The organism is Lysinibacillus sp. JNUCC-52, assembly GCF_015999545.1.
GTDB lineage: Bacteria > Bacillota > Bacilli > Bacillales_A > Planococcaceae > Lysinibacillus.
The window spans coordinates 263,067-283,254 of sequence record NZ_CP065546.1; the positions used below are offsets into that span (position 1 = coordinate 263,067).

General features: G+C 36.5%; 15 protein-coding genes. 13 read left to right on the plus strand and 2 right to left on the minus strand.

Translation table 11 applies throughout. The features are described from left to right. Positions 1-216: 216 nt before the first annotated feature. Positions 217-2,058: a methyl-accepting chemotaxis protein gene (locus tag JNUCC52_RS01565; protein WP_337981147.1), complete on the minus strand. Its 1,842-nt coding sequence runs from the start codon at positions 2,056-2,058 to the stop codon at positions 217-219. 274 nt (positions 2,059-2,332) lie between these two features. On the opposite strand from JNUCC52_RS01565, the gene JNUCC52_RS01570 reads away from it, so the two are divergent. The 12 genes from JNUCC52_RS01570 to JNUCC52_RS01625 all read left to right on the plus strand — a co-directional run bounded on the left by JNUCC52_RS01570 (position 2,333) and on the right by JNUCC52_RS01625 (position 13,685). Beyond that, positions 2,333-2,554, plus strand: a complete 222-nt coding sequence (locus JNUCC52_RS01570) for a YozE family protein (RefSeq protein ID WP_337981148.1) — start codon at positions 2,333-2,335, stop codon at positions 2,552-2,554. A 116-nt stretch (positions 2,555-2,670) separates the two neighbouring features. After that, a complete protein-coding gene (gene deoD / locus JNUCC52_RS01575) occupies positions 2,671-3,378 on the plus strand; it encodes a purine-nucleoside phosphorylase (RefSeq protein ID WP_172771600.1) in 708 nt (235 codons plus the stop codon). Positions 3,379-3,914: 536 nt separating this feature from the next. Continuing rightward, positions 3,915-4,463, plus strand: coding sequence for a hypothetical protein (locus tag JNUCC52_RS01580; protein ID WP_337981149.1), 549 nt, complete (start codon positions 3,915-3,917; stop codon positions 4,461-4,463). A gap of 484 nt (positions 4,464-4,947) precedes the next feature. Further along, positions 4,948-6,576: a PucR family transcriptional regulator gene (locus tag JNUCC52_RS01585; protein WP_337981150.1), complete on the plus strand. Its 1,629-nt coding sequence runs from the start codon at positions 4,948-4,950 to the stop codon at positions 6,574-6,576. Positions 6,577-6,837: 261 nt separating this feature from the next. Beyond that, positions 6,838-7,023 carry a XapX domain-containing protein gene (locus JNUCC52_RS01590; protein WP_172771583.1) on the plus strand — a complete coding sequence of 62 codons (186 nt, stop codon included), beginning with the start codon at positions 6,838-6,840 and terminating at the stop codon, positions 7,021-7,023. A 72-nt stretch (positions 7,024-7,095) separates the two neighbouring features. Continuing rightward, positions 7,096-7,257: a XapX domain-containing protein gene (locus tag JNUCC52_RS01595; protein ID WP_172771582.1), complete on the plus strand. Its 162-nt coding sequence runs from the start codon at positions 7,096-7,098 to the stop codon at positions 7,255-7,257. A 213-nt stretch (positions 7,258-7,470) separates the two neighbouring features. Then, positions 7,471-8,148 carry a cysteine hydrolase family protein gene (locus JNUCC52_RS01600; RefSeq protein WP_172771581.1) on the plus strand — a complete coding sequence of 226 codons (678 nt, stop codon included), beginning with the start codon at positions 7,471-7,473 and terminating at the stop codon, positions 8,146-8,148. A gap of 229 nt (positions 8,149-8,377) precedes the next feature. Further along, entirely contained in the window at positions 8,378-9,319 is a 942-nt protein-coding gene (locus JNUCC52_RS01605; RefSeq protein WP_337981151.1) for an oxamate carbamoyltransferase subunit AllH family protein, read from the plus strand. After that, the gene (fdrA, locus tag JNUCC52_RS01610) at positions 9,309-10,862 is read left to right on the plus strand and encodes an acyl-CoA synthetase FdrA (protein WP_337981152.1); all 1,554 of its coding nucleotides are present in this window, start codon (positions 9,309-9,311) and stop codon (positions 10,860-10,862) included. The genes JNUCC52_RS01605 and fdrA overlap by 11 nt, the downstream gene beginning before the upstream one ends. Before the next feature lies 1 nt (position 10,863). Continuing rightward, a complete protein-coding gene (locus tag JNUCC52_RS01615; RefSeq protein WP_337981153.1) occupies positions 10,864-12,297 on the plus strand; it encodes a YlbE family protein in 1,434 nt (477 codons plus the stop codon). Then, entirely contained in the window at positions 12,290-13,225 is a 936-nt protein-coding gene (gene arcC, locus JNUCC52_RS01620) for a carbamate kinase (protein WP_337981154.1), read from the plus strand. The genes JNUCC52_RS01615 and arcC overlap by 8 nt, the downstream gene beginning before the upstream one ends. A 46-nt stretch (positions 13,226-13,271) precedes the next feature. After that, positions 13,272-13,685, plus strand: a complete 414-nt coding sequence (locus JNUCC52_RS01625) for a cupin domain-containing protein (protein ID WP_337981155.1) — start codon at positions 13,272-13,274, stop codon at positions 13,683-13,685. 134 nt (positions 13,686-13,819) lie between these two features. On the opposite strand, the gene JNUCC52_RS01630 is transcribed toward JNUCC52_RS01625, so the two are convergent. Beyond that, entirely contained in the window at positions 13,820-14,323 is a 504-nt protein-coding gene (locus JNUCC52_RS01630) for a hypothetical protein (RefSeq protein WP_337981156.1), read from the minus strand. A gap of 460 nt (positions 14,324-14,783) precedes the next feature. Between JNUCC52_RS01630 and JNUCC52_RS01635 the strand changes: the two genes are divergently transcribed. Further along, positions 14,784-19,679 carry a DNRLRE domain-containing protein gene (locus tag JNUCC52_RS01635; protein WP_337981157.1) on the plus strand — a complete coding sequence of 1,632 codons (4,896 nt, stop codon included), beginning with the start codon at positions 14,784-14,786 and terminating at the stop codon, positions 19,677-19,679. The last annotated feature ends 509 nt before the right edge of the window (positions 19,680-20,188 follow it).

Sequence of the window (20,188 nt, forward strand, 5' to 3'; positions counted from 1 at the left end):
AATCGCCTGAAAGAAAGAAGAAATCGCCGATAAAAGTCTGTGAATAGACGGTAAACTATCAGCAAGGCGTGCCGTAGTGGACAAAGGGCACTGCAAAAAAGTGTTAGATTGATTGTAAACAATCTAACACTTTTTTTATTTGTCTCAACCTTGTTTTGAGGGCAATATTCGCAAAAAAAAGAATGCCTCTATAGAAAAGAGACATTCTTTTTTTTGTTAAATTTTGAATGCACCGACGACATTGCGTAAACTATCTGCTTGATGAGCTAATTCCGTAGCGGCTGCATTAATTTCCTGCATGGATGCAGAACCTTGTGTAGCAGCTGCAGCTGACATCACCGTATTGGAAGCGGTTTGTTCAGCATAAGCGTTAATATGCACGAAATCATTTGCTACAGCATTACTGTAATCAAGTGTTTGCGCAATTTTTTCAACCATTGTCGCAATAATTGTAGTCGTTTCTTTCGTGTGCATTAAAATATTAGACAATGACTGGTTTGTTTCATTTGTCACTTCGACTCCTCGTATAACAGTTGTGACACCATCATGATTTTGTGTAATTATTGATGCCACCTCATCTTGTATGGACGTTACAATTGTTGTTACTTCTTTTGCAGCAGTTTGTGATTGCTCAGCGAGTTTGCGTACTTCATCGGCTACTACAGCAAAGCCACGACCATGCTCTCCAGCACGAGCAGCTTCAATTGCCGCATTCAATGCGAGTAAATTTGTTTGCTCTGAGATGGCTGTAATAGTACCAATTATCGATGTAATATTTGCTGATTTACGACCAAGTGCTTCAATTGTTGTTGCAGTAGAAGCTATCGTTTCTTCAATAGATTGCATAACTAGTGTAGATTGCTGAACTGAACGACTACCTTCATCTGCCGCTTGTTGCATGGCAAGTGATGCACGTTGAACTGCATTCGCTTGCTCGTTTAATTGATGCATGGAATGATCTAAATCACTCATCTTTTGTTGTGCACTATTCATACTATTGATTGTATTTTCACTATCACTCGCTATATCTGCACTAGCATCCGCTATATTTTGAATTGTACGAGCATTATCATCCGCTAATGTCATCAACTCTTGGCTACTACTTGATACGTGATCAGCGAGTTCGCTAACACGTTTAATAAGGTTTGAGATAGAAATGATAAGGGTATTCGTAGAGTTAGCAATAATAGAAAATTCATCGTTATTACGTACATGGACACGCCTTGTTAAATCACCACCAGCTTGGGCAATATCAAGTATAGAGTGGTTAATCGCGCGCGTATTGTTTTTTAATGATTTAAATAGCATAAAGCCAAAAATAATGATTGCTATAAGACCGATGATTGAAATAATTAAGAAAGTACTATTTGACAAAGTAACCTGCTTATTCAACGTATTAAGTTTAGCTTTGTTGGATTTATCCATGACACTGTTGATGGCTTCAATATTTTGATCAATATGCAATTTCATTGTTTCGCCAGTACCTTCAATCATCAGCTTACGTGCTTGTTCTAGACCAAGCTCATCACGCATCGTCATGACCTTTTTCGAGTACTCAAGGTAATTTTTATAATATTGACCGATTGCTTGTATATGGCCAAGCTCAACTTGGCGGTCTGCAAATTTTTGTTGTAAAGCAGCTATTTTTTTATTGATAGAATCGATTTTCATTTTGTATGAAGTAGAATAACTACCATTTCCCGTAATTATATAGGCTTGTTCTAAGTTGGTTAATCTAGCAATTTCATAGGCTAGCTGATTAACGGTAAGTTGCTCCTGTACATTCTTCTCAGTAAAATCTTTCATTTGCTGTTGAAGATTCGTTATATTGTTGTACGACAATATACCCATAGAGGCGGTAATAAAAATAAGAAGAGAGAAAATTATAAGTACTTTGCCGCGAATTAAATGATAAAAACGTTGTCGTTTTTCTGTAGTAGGAGGGAGATTATGCCTACTAGCGTTAGAATCAATAGCTTTCTTTCTATTGAAAAAGCTAGAATCTAAGAGAGACGGGCGTTTTCTCGTTGGTTTACTTGATTTTTTCTTGTTTTTCATCGCCATCACCTTCCTAATTTTTGCAGTATTGTATACAATTCTAGCGTATAATACTAAAAAATTCTATCTTAAATTCACAAAATTTTCATTTTTCAGATAAAAAAGCGTAATATTTTTGCATGTCAAAAGTCTAATAAGGTGAAAAAGACTTTACGTAATTTACTTACTAGGAAAAATTACTTAAATAAAAATATAGTCCATTTTATGACGAAATGTATTTTTTTTGATAAACTAGCGGAAAGTAAAAATGACAAGAGGAGGGCACTTTTCAATTATGAAAAAGAGCTTTTATTTATATGTACTAACATTCCGTGGAGGAGACTGGTCGGATGCTAAAGTTCGCTTTGCTGAAGAAGTATTTCATGAACATAACTTCCCTAAACAAAGCATAGATTTTGATGAGCTATCTACATATATCGAAACATATGCAACAGATAACTTAAAAACAGATGTGTTTGATGAACTATGGGATTTATATATTGAACAAGGTCGATAATATTAGAATACTCTAATTATTCTTTCTTTTAGAGTTGCTAGACGTCTAGCATTGCGTAAATACGTGAAACAAAGTATTATTTATATTGATAACTGACAGAAAAGAGGGATTGCAGTATGAGTATTCATATTAATGCAAAAAAAGGCGAAATCGCTGACACTATTTTACTTCCGGGAGATCCACTACGTGCAAAATACATTGCCGAAACATTTTTAGAAGATGTTACTTGCTATAACGAAGTGCGCAATATGTTTGGTTATACAGGTACGTATAAAGGTAAACGTATTTCTGTACAAGGTACTGGTATGGGTGTGCCTTCCATTTCTATTTATGCAACAGAGTTAATGCAAGAATATGATGTACAAAAATTAATTCGTGTAGGTACTTGTGGTGCAATTCAAAAAGATGTAAAAGTACGTGACGTTATTTTAGCTCAAGGTGCGACAACTGATTCTCGTATGAATCAAATCATTTGGGGCAACAACATTGACTTTGCACCGATCGCAAACTTCGACCTATTATTAAAAGCGTATAATGCTGGGAAAGAAGCAGGCTTAAGCCTTCAAGTTGGTAACATCTTCACAGCTGACCTGTTCTACTCAGATGAACACCAAAATGAAAAGCTAGCTAAATATGGTGTATTAGCAGTTGAAATGGAATCAGCAGCACTTTATACATTAGCAGCGAAATTTGGCCGTCAAGCTCTTTCTGTCTTAACAGTAAGCGACCACATCATTACAGGTGAAGTAACAACTTCTGAAGAACGTCAAACAACATTCAACGACATGATCGTTGTTGCTTTAGAAGCTGCTATTCAAGAGTAGTTGATATAGCAAGGGTTTAAAGCAAGCAAAAACAATAACAATAAGAGCAACCGACCAAAAACCGACCATTTTATAAAATGGAATCGAAGAAGTCGGTTGCTTTTTTTCTTTAAAGGGATAGGGGCTATAGTCGACAAAAAGGAGCCATTTACAAGATATCATCGAACAAGTTACTTGCTTTAAGGATGCTTTGGAAAAAGAAAGTGCTAAACAATATAGGCACGAGAGTTAAAGAATGTTGTTGAACTCAAATTGTACAGAGATAATAAAGTTGTTAAATAATCCTTCTTCCACTCGCATGAAAGATCGCAATAAACTTTCATTTTCTGATGTGTAGGGTTGATGGTATATGACCTGGGCAGATAACCTGGCAGAATACTTGAAGAAGGGGATATTGAAAACAATGTAGAATATAAGCATTAATACAGAGCCCATGGTTGTACCCCAGCATAACGAGATAGTGGAGGTATTATCAGAAAAGGGTCTTTAAAGGAACGTTATATCCCTTGAAAGAAGCGAAAGGAGTAGAAATACACATGAAAGAACCAGCTGAACTACTCATTGAACTGCTCGGCCAACCGTATAATCCCAGGAATGTTCAAGCGTTACTGCAATCATTCGGTGTCAAAAGAATGCCATCCCCGAACAGCTATTTTAAAGACGATATTATCTGGTCTGTGAAAACATCGATACGCATTGATATTTATCGCCCACCAAAAATAAATGATTTGACTGGACTCAACTATACAAATCAAGACGAATGGATCATTGGTGCCGTACATTTTCTTGCGCCTGGGTCGGATGACAGAATTAAAGCTCCGTTTTCCGGAAAGCTTCCAAAGGGAATCACGATGAGCTCAACACCAGAGCAGTCGATAAAGGCATATGGTCAACCTGAAATGGATGAAGACTGTAGCTGGCCTGGATTTTCTGGTCGAATATTGGCGTGGCGCAAGTCATGCGTAAATATCGCAATTGAATATGCGAGTAGTGAAATCGAAAAGGTCATGCGAAGCTACACTGTCTGTCTAATTGGCTGCATAGGCGCATGGCGAGTCGATAATCCAGAAGTCTTTGCTCCTTGATAAAAGGTTGACATTACCGCGGCTGCGGATAGCAGTTTGGTACTCTCAAAAGAATGGCATTGCTAATCAAACTTGAATATCTTTACTTGCCCTTTTCTATGGTGAATGGAGTTCACTAGTAAAACAGTTGGCAGCATTTAGTGAATGCACTAGTAACCGAAATTAATTAATAGAATCAGCAGAGACCAAGAGGCTTATTTGATAGGCATCTTGGATTTCTTTATCTAAAAATGACAACAACTAAAAAAGATTTTTTAGTAGAAAACAAGCTTTACCACCATTAATGATGAAACGTGGTCCGTCTTCATAGTCGTGTTATAATTAAAAAAATCTTGTTTCTCACAAGGTATATTTCAATGAAATTTTCTGGGCGGTGAATTCATTTTCCATGTAATCACCGCATCCATAATAAAATTGTCACACAGAGCATTTAAACTAAAAAACGAAAAAAGGGGAACAATCTGCCCTCGTTTGGAGTGATAATATGTTTATTACTATATGTGATGTATTGAAGATGGAGAGGTTCGAAAACGTAGAAGTGATTGCTGGCCATTCTGGTTTGAGCCGCAGAGTAGAAAACGTGTATTTTATGGAAGTTCCTGATATTTATGCATATATCGATCAAAACGGATTACTGCTCACCACATTATATCCTGTTGCGGATAAACCAGCGCTTATTCAAACATTGATTCCGAAATTGGCTGAAATGAATCTTGCAGGTATTGCCATTAAGCCAGGAAGATATGTCGCTGAAATTCCAGAAATCATGGTGAAGCAAGCAAATGAACTTGGGATTCCATTGCTGAAACTCCCTAATGATGCAAACTTATCGACACTTGCCAATCAGGTACTAACAAAGTTTTTAGACGTAAAGACCTCACTTTTAGAATTCAGGAATAAGATGCATCAGCAATTGCTAGAGCTATTATTGGAAGGCACTGATGTAAACAAGTTCATTCATTCTATAGCTAGTCTTGTAAACGCACCTGTTCTGCTTCTTAACAATGATTTCGATTATGTTGGGTCGTCTATACAAAAAGGACACGAAATTATAGTTCATCACAAGCCAACTAATTCAAACTCGAACAAGAATACATTTTCTGTGCAAGTCGGTAAAGACATTTATGAAAAAAATGACCTTTTTATTCAGTGTATTTACGCTAGTGGTAATGAATATGGCTTTTTGGTCGTATTACTGGATAAAGAAAAAAATCTGACAGAAAATATGATTATCGCTATCGAGCAGGCATCTTTTATCATCGCTTTTTTATTTCAAACAGAGGAGACATTACTTCAAAAAGAAAGAAATCATTTAAGCAGTTTTGTCAGGGACATCATTCATAATCAATATACCTCCCAAACCGAAATGATTGAAAAAGCGAAGGTGTTTAGATGGAACTTGCAATTCCCCCTTGTTTTGCTAAACATTAAAACAAGTGAGAAAGAAAGCGAAAAGAAATTAGCTATATTTCACAAAATGCTTGATTCAGGCCATATTGAGAGAGCTGCTTCAAAAATTGTCGATGTGCCAATAGAAAATTGCAAGATATTATACATTAATGACTCTTTAGTATGTTTTATCAGTCTCGTTTCGGAAATACATGTTCGGCAAAAGCTTCATAATTTAGGGAATATGATTCTCTTTCTATTCGAGAAATACGGAAATCTTGGAGTCAGCATTTCCGATACAATTCACCATTTTAAACAAATAAAAGAGTACTACGATAATTCAACATTAGTATTTAAAGTGTATAAAGAAAATTTACATAAACAATCCTATGTGCATTTTTATAGTGATATCGGATTGTTCCGTCTTTTTCATTATGTTGAGAATCTTTTCATCTTGGAAGATTTCGTAAATGAAAAATTAGGTAAAGTGTTCGAATATGATAAAAAGAAGAATACTAATCTTTTAGAAACCCTTAGATACTATATACAAAACAATACAAATATGCATAAAACAGCAGAGGATATGTTTGTTCATTATAATACGATGCGCTATCGGATAAATAAGCTGAAAGAACTTGGAATAGACGGTGAGGACGGATTTGAATTAACAGAAATTGCATTGGCCTACCAATTGCATCAATACTTGCAACTGAAAAAAGGGTAAGGGTGGTGGAACGCCCAACTGTCGTTACTTTAGACATTGTCTATAAGACAATGTCTTTTTTTTGTTAAAAAGACGTTCCGATTCGTAGAAAGTTGCCAATTAAAAGTGAAATAAATATCAACTTCTTACAATGATTAAACCGCTTTCAAGTGCTATTATTTAGGTATTAAAGGATGGAGGTAATCAATATTCAGCCGCCATAGAAACAAGATTCAAGTAATAGGTTTCTGTTTACACTTTGGGATACAAGGAGTGTTTAAAATGCGTGACTATCTTTTGTCTTTAGCAGGTGGTTTGATTGTAGGCATTTTATTTTCATTAGTTAAGTTGCCGTTACCTGCCCCTCCGTTAGTTGGAATATTTGGAATGGTAGGTATATTTTTAGGAGGTGTACTAATGGATTCTCTTTTCAAAGCTCTTAAAGAAAAGAGAAAGGTGAGTACATAAAAAAATTAAAAGTGTATGATTGGTTGCTATGTTTTTTGATAAATACATCCCACATAAAAAGGAGCAAGTAAGATGTTGCAGATCGTTCTGTCTTTAATTGGAGGTTTACTAGTAGGCATATTATTCAAATTCATCAAGCTGCCAGTTCCAGCACCTCCTCTTATCGGAATTGTCGGGGTAATAGGAATCTTTCTTGGCGCAGAGTTAGTAAACGCTGTCCTTCATCTTTTCTAAAGAAGACATTAAATCCTCCTTCCTTTATTGTATAACCAGTTAAAAGAATAGTATCAGTTATTAACGTATGGAAGTTTGTGTATATCTCAAAATAATGAACTATAGTTTTTTCTGTATTTTATTCAGTCCAACAATAAGAATCCTTGTAAAAACAGATTGCGGGTAGTATCCAAGATCTATCTATTTTAAATTACATTTGAGAGGGAGATTTACATGAGTAAAGTATATACAATAGATGCGAAACCTTATAGTTTTGAATTTGAGTTAGAAAAAACTGCCCTAATTATCATTGATATGCAGCGTGACTTTTGTGCACCTGGCGGATTTGGCGAGAAGCTGGGGAATGATATTACGCTCACACGCGCCATCATTCCTACCACTCAGACAGTACTGGAAGTTGCACGTGAAAAAGGCTTGATGGTGATTTATACCCGCGAAGGGCATCGACTAGACTTATCGGATTGCCCGCCAAGCAAACTAAAACGTGGCAGCAAGCAAGGTGCAGGCATCGGTGATGAAGGCCCAATGGGAAGAATTCTTATCCGAGGTGAATATGGTCATGATATTGTCGATGAGCTAAAGCCAGTTGAAGGCGAGATTGTTATTGACAAACCTGGGAAAGGCGCTTTCTATCAAACAGACCTTGAAGTGATTTTGAAAAATAAAGGCATTACACATTTGCTTGTTGCTGGCGTAACGACACATGTCTGTGTGCAAACAACAATTCGTGAAGCGAATGACCGTGGATTTGAATGCTTACTGCTCGAAGATTGCTCTGCGGCATTTGATCCAAGAGACCATGAAGATTCCATACATATGATCAACCAGCAAGGTGGCATCTTTGGATGGACAGCATCTTCTCAGAATCTGCTTGCTTCACTAGGTAAATAAGGAAAGCAACTTTCAACCAGATAAATCCATGAAATTTTCTATTGTCGATAAAGCTTTTGAGGGCATGCGCTATTCCCATGTCCATAGCATGCCCCTATATACCTCTCAAACTCATTCTGCCCCATGATGATAAGTAAGAAGTCCGAAAATATCTATTATTGTTGTAGATAGGGAGAACAATTCTCGGTCGTTTGCTGAAATTGTCAATCTTGAAAATTTGGTGATATCAATGGTCAGAACAAATACATGTAAAATCAATCAGATGGACAGCCGTCTGCTTGAATGGTTACGCCACCAACCGATTGGCGAACAAATCGGAACAATCCACAGTATTTTTGATAAGGTGGTCAATTTCATAACCAATGACGGCACTTTGCTATTTTCTTTGGCAAAGAATGAGGTGATTCAATCACCAGGAATGATGAAAACCTTAGAAAATGATCTTTTTTCTGAGATGTGTTCAACTTTAAAGTCGACTAAAGAAATTTATTTAGTAGATTATAATCTTTTGAAAATTAGCGAATGGCAATTGGATTTTTCAAATGCGGCGCTTTGGAGCAGAGGTATTAAGCCGCGCTGGCAAGCTAAGCAAGAGCCAACTTGTTACCACTTGTCGCTATTGAACCATTTCATACTAAACAACGGAGCAACGGCAGGGATTTTTCCAGCATGGAAAAGTTTCACTTATCCAGATTGGGAAGTTCCTACTGCCACACAGAAGGATTTCTACTTTTCCTCTTTTTTGGAGGGGTTAAATCAGCTGAATCAGGAAATAAAGGCAGATAAGCTCGATACGTTTTTATTAAAGTTTGCGGGTCTTGGGATCGGGCTGACACCAGCAGGCGATGATTTTCTAACAGGGCTGCTGGCAACTTGGAAGTATTTTGAAGCCCCTCTTTATAAGAAAGTTGAAAGCTGTAGCGCCGAGTGGCTACAGAAGTTGAAAGGAAGAACAACCACTGTAAGCTATTTTATGTTAAAGCAATGCTTGGAGGGGCAGCTTAATGAAGCCTTGCTTGATGTATTGGACAACATGGATAGTAATCCAATTCCTCATTTACAAAGAGTGTTAAAAATTGGATCTACCTCTGGAACGGATATGTTGACTGGTGTCAGCATGGCATACCAACAGCTTATAGACCATAAGGAGGAAATACATAATGGCATCTAAAGTATTGATAGAAAGGAACGCCTATCATGATTCGGTAACGCTAATGTCACTGTCCAGCAAAATGAATAATATCGAAGGTGTCGAACAAGCAGTTATCTCGATGGCGACCCAAATGAACAAAGAATTGCTGGCAAACATTGGACTGCTGACAGATGAGGCAAAAGTAGCAACAGCAAATGATTTGATTATTGCTTTGATTACAGATACAGATGAGCGTGCAGAGGAAGTAATGGAGCTTATCTATACGGAATTAACAGCTAAGAAGGAAAAGAAAGGAAAAGAAAATAATCAAACAGCGAAAACTATAAATTCAGCATTGCATCTTATGCCCAGAGCTAATATGGCAATTATCTCTGTTCCTGGGAAATATGCTGCACGCGAAGCGAATCAAGCCTTAAAGAAAGGCATGCACGTCATGCTGTTCAGTGACAATGTTAGTATCGAAGATGAAAAAGTGTTGAAGGAAACAGGTAGAGACAATGGGTTATTTGTCATGGGACCAGATTGCGGTACAGCAATTATTAATCGCAGCGGACTTTGCTTTGCGAATAAAGTAAGCGAAGGAGGCATTGGTTTAGTCGCTGCTTCTGGTACTGGGCTACAAGAAGTGACAGTGCAAATCGACCGCCTCGGGTTTGGCATTACACAAGCGATTGGCACAGGTGGTCGCGATCTCCATGAATCAATCGGCGGTATTATGATGCTTCAAGGGCTTAAAGCATTGGAAAACGATGAGAATACGAAGGTCATCACATTAATTTCAAAGCCGCCTGCCCCAAGTGTTCAGGATAAAATTCTTACAGCAGTGAAAAAATGTAAAAAACCAGTAGTAGTCTGCTTCCTGGATGGAGATGCAAAAGCAGTAGAGGCAGCAGGAGCAACTTTTTCACCAACATTAATTGATGCTGCTCGCAAGTCTGTTAAAATACTTGATCCACAAGCAGTAATTGAAACGGAAATTACGGATGGTGTGCAAAGATGGATCACAGCAGAAAAAGCAAAATTAAAGGAATCCCAACAGGACATTCGCGGATTATTTTGCGGCGGTACGCTGACGGCAGAAGCATTGTCCATTATCCGATCTACAGGAAAAACTGTCAAAAGCAATATAGCAAAGAAAGTGGAAGAGAAACTTAGCGATATTACCTATAGTGTAGGCCATACGTTGCTGGATATGGGAGATGACGAATTTACAAATGGTAAACCTCATCCGATGATAGAGCCCTCACTTAGAAATGAACGAATTCTTCAAGAAGCAAAAGACCCAAAAACGGCTGTCTTATTATTGGACTTTGAATTGGGATTTGGTGCTCATGATGATCCAGTAGGTGTGACGCTAGATACGATTAAATTAGCAAGGGATGAGGCCGCACAGGCAGGAAGGTACTTGCCGATCGTTGCCTATATTTGCGGAACTTTCAAAGATAAGCAAGATTATCAGCAGCAGCAAAAAAAACTTCAATCTGTTGGTGTTTATGTGGCTGACAGCAATGAAATGGCAACGAGAATTGCAGCAATGCTTGTGCAAAAGGAGGTCAATTAAATTGAGTACGCTAAATGAGCTTTTTAATCAGCCATTACGTGTGATGAACATCGGAACGTCCAAATTTAAAGAAGATTTAGACCTGCAGGGCATCGAAACAATTCAAGTGGACTGGCAGCCCCCAGCAGGAGGCAATATTCAACTACTCAAAGCATTAGATTTCTTTCAGGACAATGAAAGAGTAGAAAAGGCAAACCAGGAAGCCATTCAACGCATTAAGGATGCCCATCCTTTCTTAATCGATATTGAGCGGGCTATCGATGTCATTCCAAGTATGCACAGCAAAAAAATACTGCACTCTGGACCTCCAATCGCCTGGGAAAACATGGCTGGTCCAATGCAAGGTGCAATTATCGGAGCGCTCATTTTCGAAGGAATGGCAGCGAACGCGGAAGAAGCGAGAGCATTAATTAATGCTGGAGAAATAGAATTTGGCTCATGCAATGAGCATTCAACAGTTGGGCCGATGGCGGGCATCGTCTCACCATCCATGCCAGTACATGTCATTGAAAACAGAACACATGGAAATAGAGCCTATTGTTCGATTAATGAAGGTCTAGGCAAAGTATTGCGTTTTGGTGCTTTTTCCAGCGAAGTAATTGATCGGCTAAAGTGGCTGCGCGATATTTTTGCCCCTGCATTGAAAAAGGTTCTTGTGCTAACAGGTGGTATTGATTTGAAATCCATTACTGCACAAGCGCTTCATATGGGGGATGAATGCCATAATCGCAATAAGGCGGCAACAAGCCTTTTCTACCGAGAGGTTGCTGATTATTTCATGCAGATCGATATCGAGACTGACACATTACGAGAGGTCTTGCGTTTTATCCAAAACAATGAACACTATTTCTTAAACTTGTCCATGCCAGCATGTAAAGCGGCACTTGATGCAGGGCAGGGTGTTCCATATTCCACTGTTGTCACGACAATGGCAAGAAACGGTGTGGAATTTGGCATTTGCATTAGTGGGCTAGGAAAAACAGAATGGTTTACAGCACCCGCAAACTACATTAAAGGTTTATTTTTCCCAGGGTATTCAGAGGAGGAGGCTACGCGGGATTTAGGAGATAGTGCCATTACAGAAACGATGGGAATTGGCGGATTTGCGATGGGCGGTTCCCCGGCGATTGTTCAATTTGTTGGAGGCGAGGTAAAAGACGCCATTCAATATAGCGAGCAAATGTATGAAATTACGGTAAGTGAAAATAGCAATTATTCCATTCCCACTTTAAACTTTCGCGGAGCTGCTTTTGGAATTGATATTAAAAAAGTAATTGAAACAAACATTCTTCCAGTCATTAATACAGGTATAGCACATAAAGTAGCTGGAATCGGGCAAATTGGTGCGGGTATCGTCCATCCTCCTATGGCATGCTTCGAAAAAGGTCTCCTTCGTTTCTATGAAGTTTATGGAGAGGGTGCTGTAAATGAGTAGAATATTAATAGCACTTGGAGGAAACGCTCTTGGTTCTACGCCCCAGGAGCAGCAGCAATTAGTACACGGTGCGGCAAAACCGATTGTCGATTTAATTGACCAAGGTCATGATGTAGTGATTGCCCATGGAAACGGGCCGCAAGTCGGTTCTATAAATCTTGCATTTGAAAAAAGCTCGAAGGAACATGCTAGCATTTCCAGCATGCCCTTTGCTGAGTGCGTGGCAATGAGCCAAGGGTATATTGGCTACCATTTGCAAAATGCAATCCAAGAAGAACTGTTAACGCGCTCCATCAATAAATCAGTCGCAACGATAGTCAGTCAGGTGGTGGTTGATAAGAACGATCACGCCTTTCAAAATCCTACAAAACAGATTGGTTCCTTTTATTCAAAAGAAGAGGCACAAAGATTAATGGCTGAAACAGGTGACATTTATATTGAGGATTCTGGCCGCGGCTATCGGCGGGTTATTCCATCGCCTGTTCCTATTAAAATCGTTGAAAAAGATATTATTAACGACTTGGTGAATGCAGGACGCATTGTCATTGCTGTTGGTGGCGGAGGTATTCCAGTAGTCGAGGAAAACAATCATTCCTTAATCGGCGTGGAAGCGGTCATTGACAAAGATTTGGCTAGTAGATGCTTAGCTGATGAGTTGAATGCAGACTTTTTGTTTATTTTGACAGCCGTCGAAAAAATCGCGATCAACTTTGGTAAGCCGAATCAGCAAAACCTTGATTATTTATCTGTTGACGAAGCGGAAAAATTGATTAGAGAAGGGCATTTTGCGCCTGGAAGTATGCTTCCTAAAGTCCAGGCAGCTATTTCATTCGTCAGAGGCAAGCAAGGCAGAAAGTCGATAATTACCTCGCTAGATAAAGCAAAAGATGCAATCCTTGGAAGGACAGGTACCGTTATATTCGACTAAACGAGGATCGCACGGACATGAAAATATCATATAAGGAGTGATTGGAATGACCGAAAAAAAGACAAAAGTAAAAATTGGTGATGAATTAAAATGGAATGTATTTACAGAGCACCGCAATGTCCATCACCATGAGCTCCTAAGTGCCAAAGAGGCGGATGAACTAGGTGTAAGTGTCAGCTCGGTCTTAAGAGAACGCATTGAGGTGGGCGGAGCCGTATTGCCCCATTATCACGACGTGGCTGAAGTGATTCATATTACAAAAGGAAAAGTAAAACTCCTACAAAACGGTGAATGGAAGTCCTATAAAGAAGGTGACACATTCCTAGTTCCAAAAGGAGTCGTTCACTCTGTTGCTAATGACGATGTCGAACCTACCGAACAGATAAGCATCTTCATACCAGTTCATGAAGGAATCCATAACGAAAATTTCACATCACATATGGTAGATGTAGAAAATTAAATTCATCAATACCAAAAAGGGCAAATCCCAAAAATAGTCGGGATTGCTCTTTTGTTGTGACGTGCATGGAGATTGGCTAGACAGTGAAAAATCGTTTTTTAATGGATTGGCGCCAAATTCAAAATAACCCTCATTTAATCTTTAAAAAAAGTAGGAAGCCCAACTTCTCTTAATAGGTCATTAAAGTTATATTTATGTTCTTCAAGTCCTGAGTCAGTTAGCACTTCTATAAGTACCAAGTACAATTGCTTTTCAACTAAACTAAATTCTGCTGTATTCTTTAACTGGATTAAATAATTTATTATTACATTATATAAAATTGGAAACTCTTGTTTAATCGCCTCTCTATGATCAATAAACGATCGAACATAATCTTCAACATTATAAATCCTGTCTTTAGAGGAATTGCATATTTGATTTTTATTTGGGTGAAAGATAATGCTTGAGCCCATTAACCAATTACCCAAACCAGCAGCAAAAATTAGAAGAGAATACTTCCTAACTTCGAAATTCGGATTTGAAAAGTATTGATAATACTCATCATAATTATCTTCATCCCAATTTTTAGCTGTATCAAAAAATCCAATTTCAATTCCTTCTAAAATACTCTTTGCCTTGTCAACTATAGTCTCTTTCATATGAAATTCCTCATTTCTTACTTTATTGGAAATCCTCTGTAAATATAATAATCTATTTAGAAACAGATTCACCATCAACTGTAAAAACCTTGTTAGATTAGAAAACTCATTAATTAGGGTTTTACAAGCTAAGGTATCCTTTTGTTAAAGAAAAAACCGCTCATTACACCATACTTTTACTAGCGTTCATAGTCACACTTTTTTAGCTTCAATTAACACGTTCTTATCAAATTTAATGGCTAATTTATCCTTTGAGCCAAAACATGGTCAACTGGAAATTGAGTTATGCATTTCTAATTACATTTCTAATTTCTCGTATAAGGAAATATAACCATAATTAATCTAAAAAATTGTAACTATATATTACCGTTTTATTATGGATTAATCATTGATAAAATAAATTCTTGATATTTATGGACAGAATATCGAAAATATATAATTTTTTAGGAGAGAAATGTAAGTGAAGGAATTTTGGAAAAAATGGTTAAGTTGTAGCGTTGTACTTGCGCTCTTTATAGCGTATATTCCATTTGGGAATTTTACGCTACACGCAGACGCAAAAAACAACAAAGAAGAAAATAAGCATGAACAAAAAAAGCCAACTGAATTAGTTGAGTTGCGAACGGAGAATGCAAAAACGTTTGATAATATGGATGGGACGTATACCGCAGAGATTGCACAAGAGCCTATTCACTTTCAGAATGAACAAGGTAAATGGGAAGACATTGATAATGATTTAGTTGAAACACAGAATGGTCAAACAGTGAAGAATAAGGCGAATGACTTCTCTATAGAGATTGATAAAGCTACGAGTTCTTCACAACAAAACATCACGATTACTGATGAAACGAGTAAAATCGATTTTGGCCTAGTTTCAGCCCAACATAAGAAGTCAAATAAAACAGAACCAGTTCGAAATACAGAAGGTCTTGTACAAGACAATACAATAAAATATCCGAATATTTTAGAGGATACTGATGTCATTTACACAGTAGGTTCAGATCGTGTAAAAGAAGATATTGTTTATCGTGAAAAGCCTACGGGTGGTTTTCCGCAGAAGCTTACTTATAAAGTAAATGTGGATGGGTTAACAGTCGAACAAGTTAACCAAACCATTTATTTAAAGGATGCCAATACAAATACTCCTTTATATTTAATTGAAGCACCGTACATGTATGATAGCTATAAACCTGAAGGATACCAAAGTGTTGATGAAATACAATCAGTTCCTGAAGAAGCAAAATCATATTTATTAACATTAAGTTATGAAGTAATTGGACAAGATTTATTTGTTTACTTAGCACCAGATGCTAATTGGTTAAATAGTGAGGATCGTGTATACCCAATAACGATTGATCCTGCGATTGTTCGCCTACAAACTTCAGCAAACATGGAAGATACGACAATCCGTAGCGCTGCACCTACACAAACTGGTGGAAATGACTTTGAACTAGGTGTAGGGACTGCAGTAGGGGGCAATACGGTTAGGAGCTTATTAAAATTTGATTTAAGTGCTGTACCTTCAAGTACAACAATCGTATCTGCTGATCTAAATCTATGGTTTTCATCGACAAATAATAATTCTCCTATTGCCATTAATTTGCACAATTTAACAAGCACATGGGAGGAAAATCAAGCTTCTTGGACCTATGCCAAAACAACTCCATACACAACATGGAAAACTGCAGGTGGAGATTTCTCAAGTAATAAACTTGGTACGGTAAAGGATATTGGCACACCACCAACATCTATAGCAGACGCAATGGTTAATTGGAAGGTTCCACTTAATGTTGTACAGGGATGGATTAATAATCCGTCTACAAACTACGGTTTGTTATTGAAGGGTGATAATGAAGCCTCACAAATTTATAAAAAGTTTGCTAGTAGTGAACAATCAACTTTAAATAAATACAAACCACAACTAGTAGTCACGTATAAAACAACTGCAAGACTAGGTTTAGAAGATTACTGGGATTATGATTCACGACCATTGGTGAATGGTACAAATTATGTAAACTTAACAACAAATAATAATATTTTACAATATGAAGATATGTTTATTTTAGGGCGTGCTGACACTAGTTTAACTTTTACTAGAACTTACAATAATAAGGACTATGAAAAATCAGCTTTTGGTTATGGCTGGAGCTTTACTGGTGATGAGAAGATTTTCATTAATACAGGAAGTCAAGGTAATCAACTACAGTATAAAGATGCCGACGGTACAATTCATGTTTTCACTTATGACACACCAACAAACCAGTATAAAGGTGACTACGGTAATTACGACAAAATAAAGAAAAATACAGAAGATACATTTACTCTTTACGATTTATACGGCAACCAAACAATTTTTAAAGTTCGTGAGTCCACAACTGATACAGATGTAAAGGTTGCTTATATTACGGCTCAAATAGATCGTAATAATAATAAAATTAGTTATGTTTATGATAGTAGTAATAAATTGACAGAGATTGCAACGGATTTAGGTAAAGATGTTTTGAATAAAACACTTCAGTTGGCCTATTATGATAATGGCCTTATTAGCACGATGACATACGGCGACCAGCAAATTACGTATCGCTATACGGCCGATGACTATTTACTATATGTAGATGTGTTGAAAGACCGTAAGGATAACAAAATTTCAAAAACTACAACACAATTTATGTACACGAATAAATTTCTAACGACAATTGTTGATGCAAATGAAAAACGAACAAAATTCGAATACAATGGTGCAGATTTAAAATATGTGTACGAACCAACTGAAGATACTGTAAATCAACCGAAAACAGAATATTCATTGGATCGAGCAACGGGCGTTGCAACAATTACCGACCCAGAACAAGGTGTAACAAGATATTTTGTTAACAATAATTATGTTGTAGAAAAAATCATTTCTCCTTCTGGGGAGGAGAGAACGTATAAACTCGATCAAAACTACAACCTTTTGCACGAAACAGAGACTATTAATGGTGTTTCTAAAGTTTTGCAGACGAATGAATATGATGTTAACGGTAATCTATTAAATACAACGGATGCGGAAAACAACAAGCAATCGTATACGTATACTGCATTCCAAAATGTTGAGACGCATACGGATTCGGGAAATAAGGTAAGTAAGTATTGGTATGATAAAGGGAATTTAACAAAGTCAGAAATACCATCTACTTCAGGTATTGCTACGACTAATTATAAATACGACAACTTTGGTGATTTAGAATGGATGGAGACATCCGATGGGGTTAGGGAAAATTACGCAACAAATTATAAGGATTCCCAAAAAGTCATTACCCATACGGATGCATTTACTAACATGACAACTACTGTGCAGGATTTGTCTGGCAACATTTTATCATCTAAAGACGGCAAGCTAAATGAAACAAAGTATCAATATAATTTGAAAAATGAACTAGAAACCGTAACCGATGCAAATCAGCAGAAAACTGCCTATGAATATGATGGAAATGGCAATTTAAATAAGATAACGAATGCAAAAGGTTTTACGACAACATTTGAATTTAATGGTAAAAATCAAATTACGAAAGAAACAAATCCCAATAATAATACAACTTCTTATCAATATGATGAAAATGGTGAGTTAGTCCTGCTTCAAACAGCTAATAAAAATCGTATTGAATATAAAATTGACCAAGAAGCTCCTAGTTCAACAGTTGTTATTAATGGAAAAGTAGTGTGGCGTTATACAAAAGATGGGGACGATCAGCTAATTTATGGAGAAAATGAATCTACTTTAAAACGAATTAGCTACTATGAAAATGGATTATTAAAATCAATCGATAAAGGGGATATTGACGGGGATATTAGCTACGAATATTTAGGTAATGAATATTTATCAAAACTGTCATTCCCAGGGTTTAAACGATATAATACATTAGAATATGAACCAGACGATGCTTATAATACTAAGCAGATAAAGTTAAACGACAAACCACTTGCAACATTTACTTATGACAATGTTACCGGACAATTAAAAGATACTAATTTCACAAACGGTAGCAAATTATCAAAAGTTTATCAAAAAGGCCGTTTACAAGAAGAGACATTATCGTTAGATAGTTTATCTGAATGGAATAAGTTCACATATGAGTATGATGCAAACAACAATATTAATAACATTGTTAATAAAGTAAATTACACTTATGATGCCTTAAACCAATTAACGCAAGAGACATATATTGATGGTCCACAAATGGACTATAAGTATGATGAGGTTGGAAATCGTCTTACAAAAAGCGTGAAAAATGCAGGGAAAACGGAATCCACTACGTACCAATATAATGATGCGAATCAAATATCGTATGTAAACAATCAGCAATACTTGTACGATCTAGATGGAAACTTAACAAGTGATGGAAAGTATACTTATGAATGGAATGCATTTGATCAGCTGACGAAAGTAAAAAGTAATTCAGGCACTATTATTGCAGAATATGGATATGATGAAAAAGGAAGAAGAATCTATAGTAAAGATAGTATTGGACCTATTTACTATGCTTATGATGGGGATAGCAATCGCGTTCTTTATGAAAAGGATAAGACCTCTTACGCAGTAAAAAGTTATGTTTACGATGATAACGGTCACCCACTCACAATGATTTACAAAGGCGAAACTTATCATTACCTTACAAACTATCGTGGTGATGTACTTGGGATGACAAATGCAAGTGGCAAGTTTGTTGCATCCTACACATATGACGCTTGGGGTAACATTTTAACGCAGAGTGGTATAGATGATATGGACTCTATCAACCCATATCGTTATGCAGGTTATCGATATGATGAAGATACAAAATTATATTATTTAATGGCGAGGTACTATAATCCAGATACTGGTGTTTTCTTATCATTAGATCCTGTGCGTGGTGATACAGGAAATCCTATAACATTAAATGGTTATAGTTATGCAAATAATAACCCAGTAATGAATATGGATCCAGATGGAGAGTTCAGTATTCGAACATCAGTCTTGATAACTGCAATTGATTTATTGGTTTCAACAATACCAGGATTATATGGGATAAACAAACTTATTAAAGCTGGAAAACCTAAAAAAATGGTTTTTAATTTGTTAAAGGGGAAACAGAATACTCTTAAATTGAAATTGAAAAGATATTTTACTCAATTAGGTGCAAAAATGAATGTAGCAATAGCTCTATCGGGAGTAATTGTAAATGGATTGATGACTGTTTTTAGTACTTCCGTAGGTGGTATTGCGGTATGGGTAGTAAAGCGCTATTTCTTCCAATCGTATTATAAAAAAGCAAAGAGATATGGTAGTTGGGGACCATTAGTGAAATATGAATATATTGACTTCGGTAAAAGAAAATAAGAAAGAGGCACACACATGCTCGAATTTTTCCAAATAGTATTTTTAAAGTCGATTATAGTAGTTTCAATAATCATATTAGTTTTGTTAATTTTCGGAAATAAACGAACAATAAAATTTATAAAAAAGGATCTCAATAGAACACTAAAAAATACTTATATTATTATTATGTTTTCTATAATAATTTGTGCCTTAAATATAAAATTAAGTATTATTTATTTAGAAATTAATGTTCTGTTTCTACTAAACATTATGATAGTTCTGATTAATTTCAAATTCAATAAGTTGAATAGATTTGGGGTGATAACTTTAATTGGAACATTTATAGCATTAACAATTATACGATTTATTTATCAAAATCAATGAGTAGTTAATAACTAAAATACTTATAATGTTAAATGTTTGATTTAATTACAAAAAGTTATAAACCTATTTTTAATAAATGAGTCAATTTATTTTAGAAAATTCATGTCTCTTTGAGAGGCATGAATTTTTTAATTCCACTTTCAGGT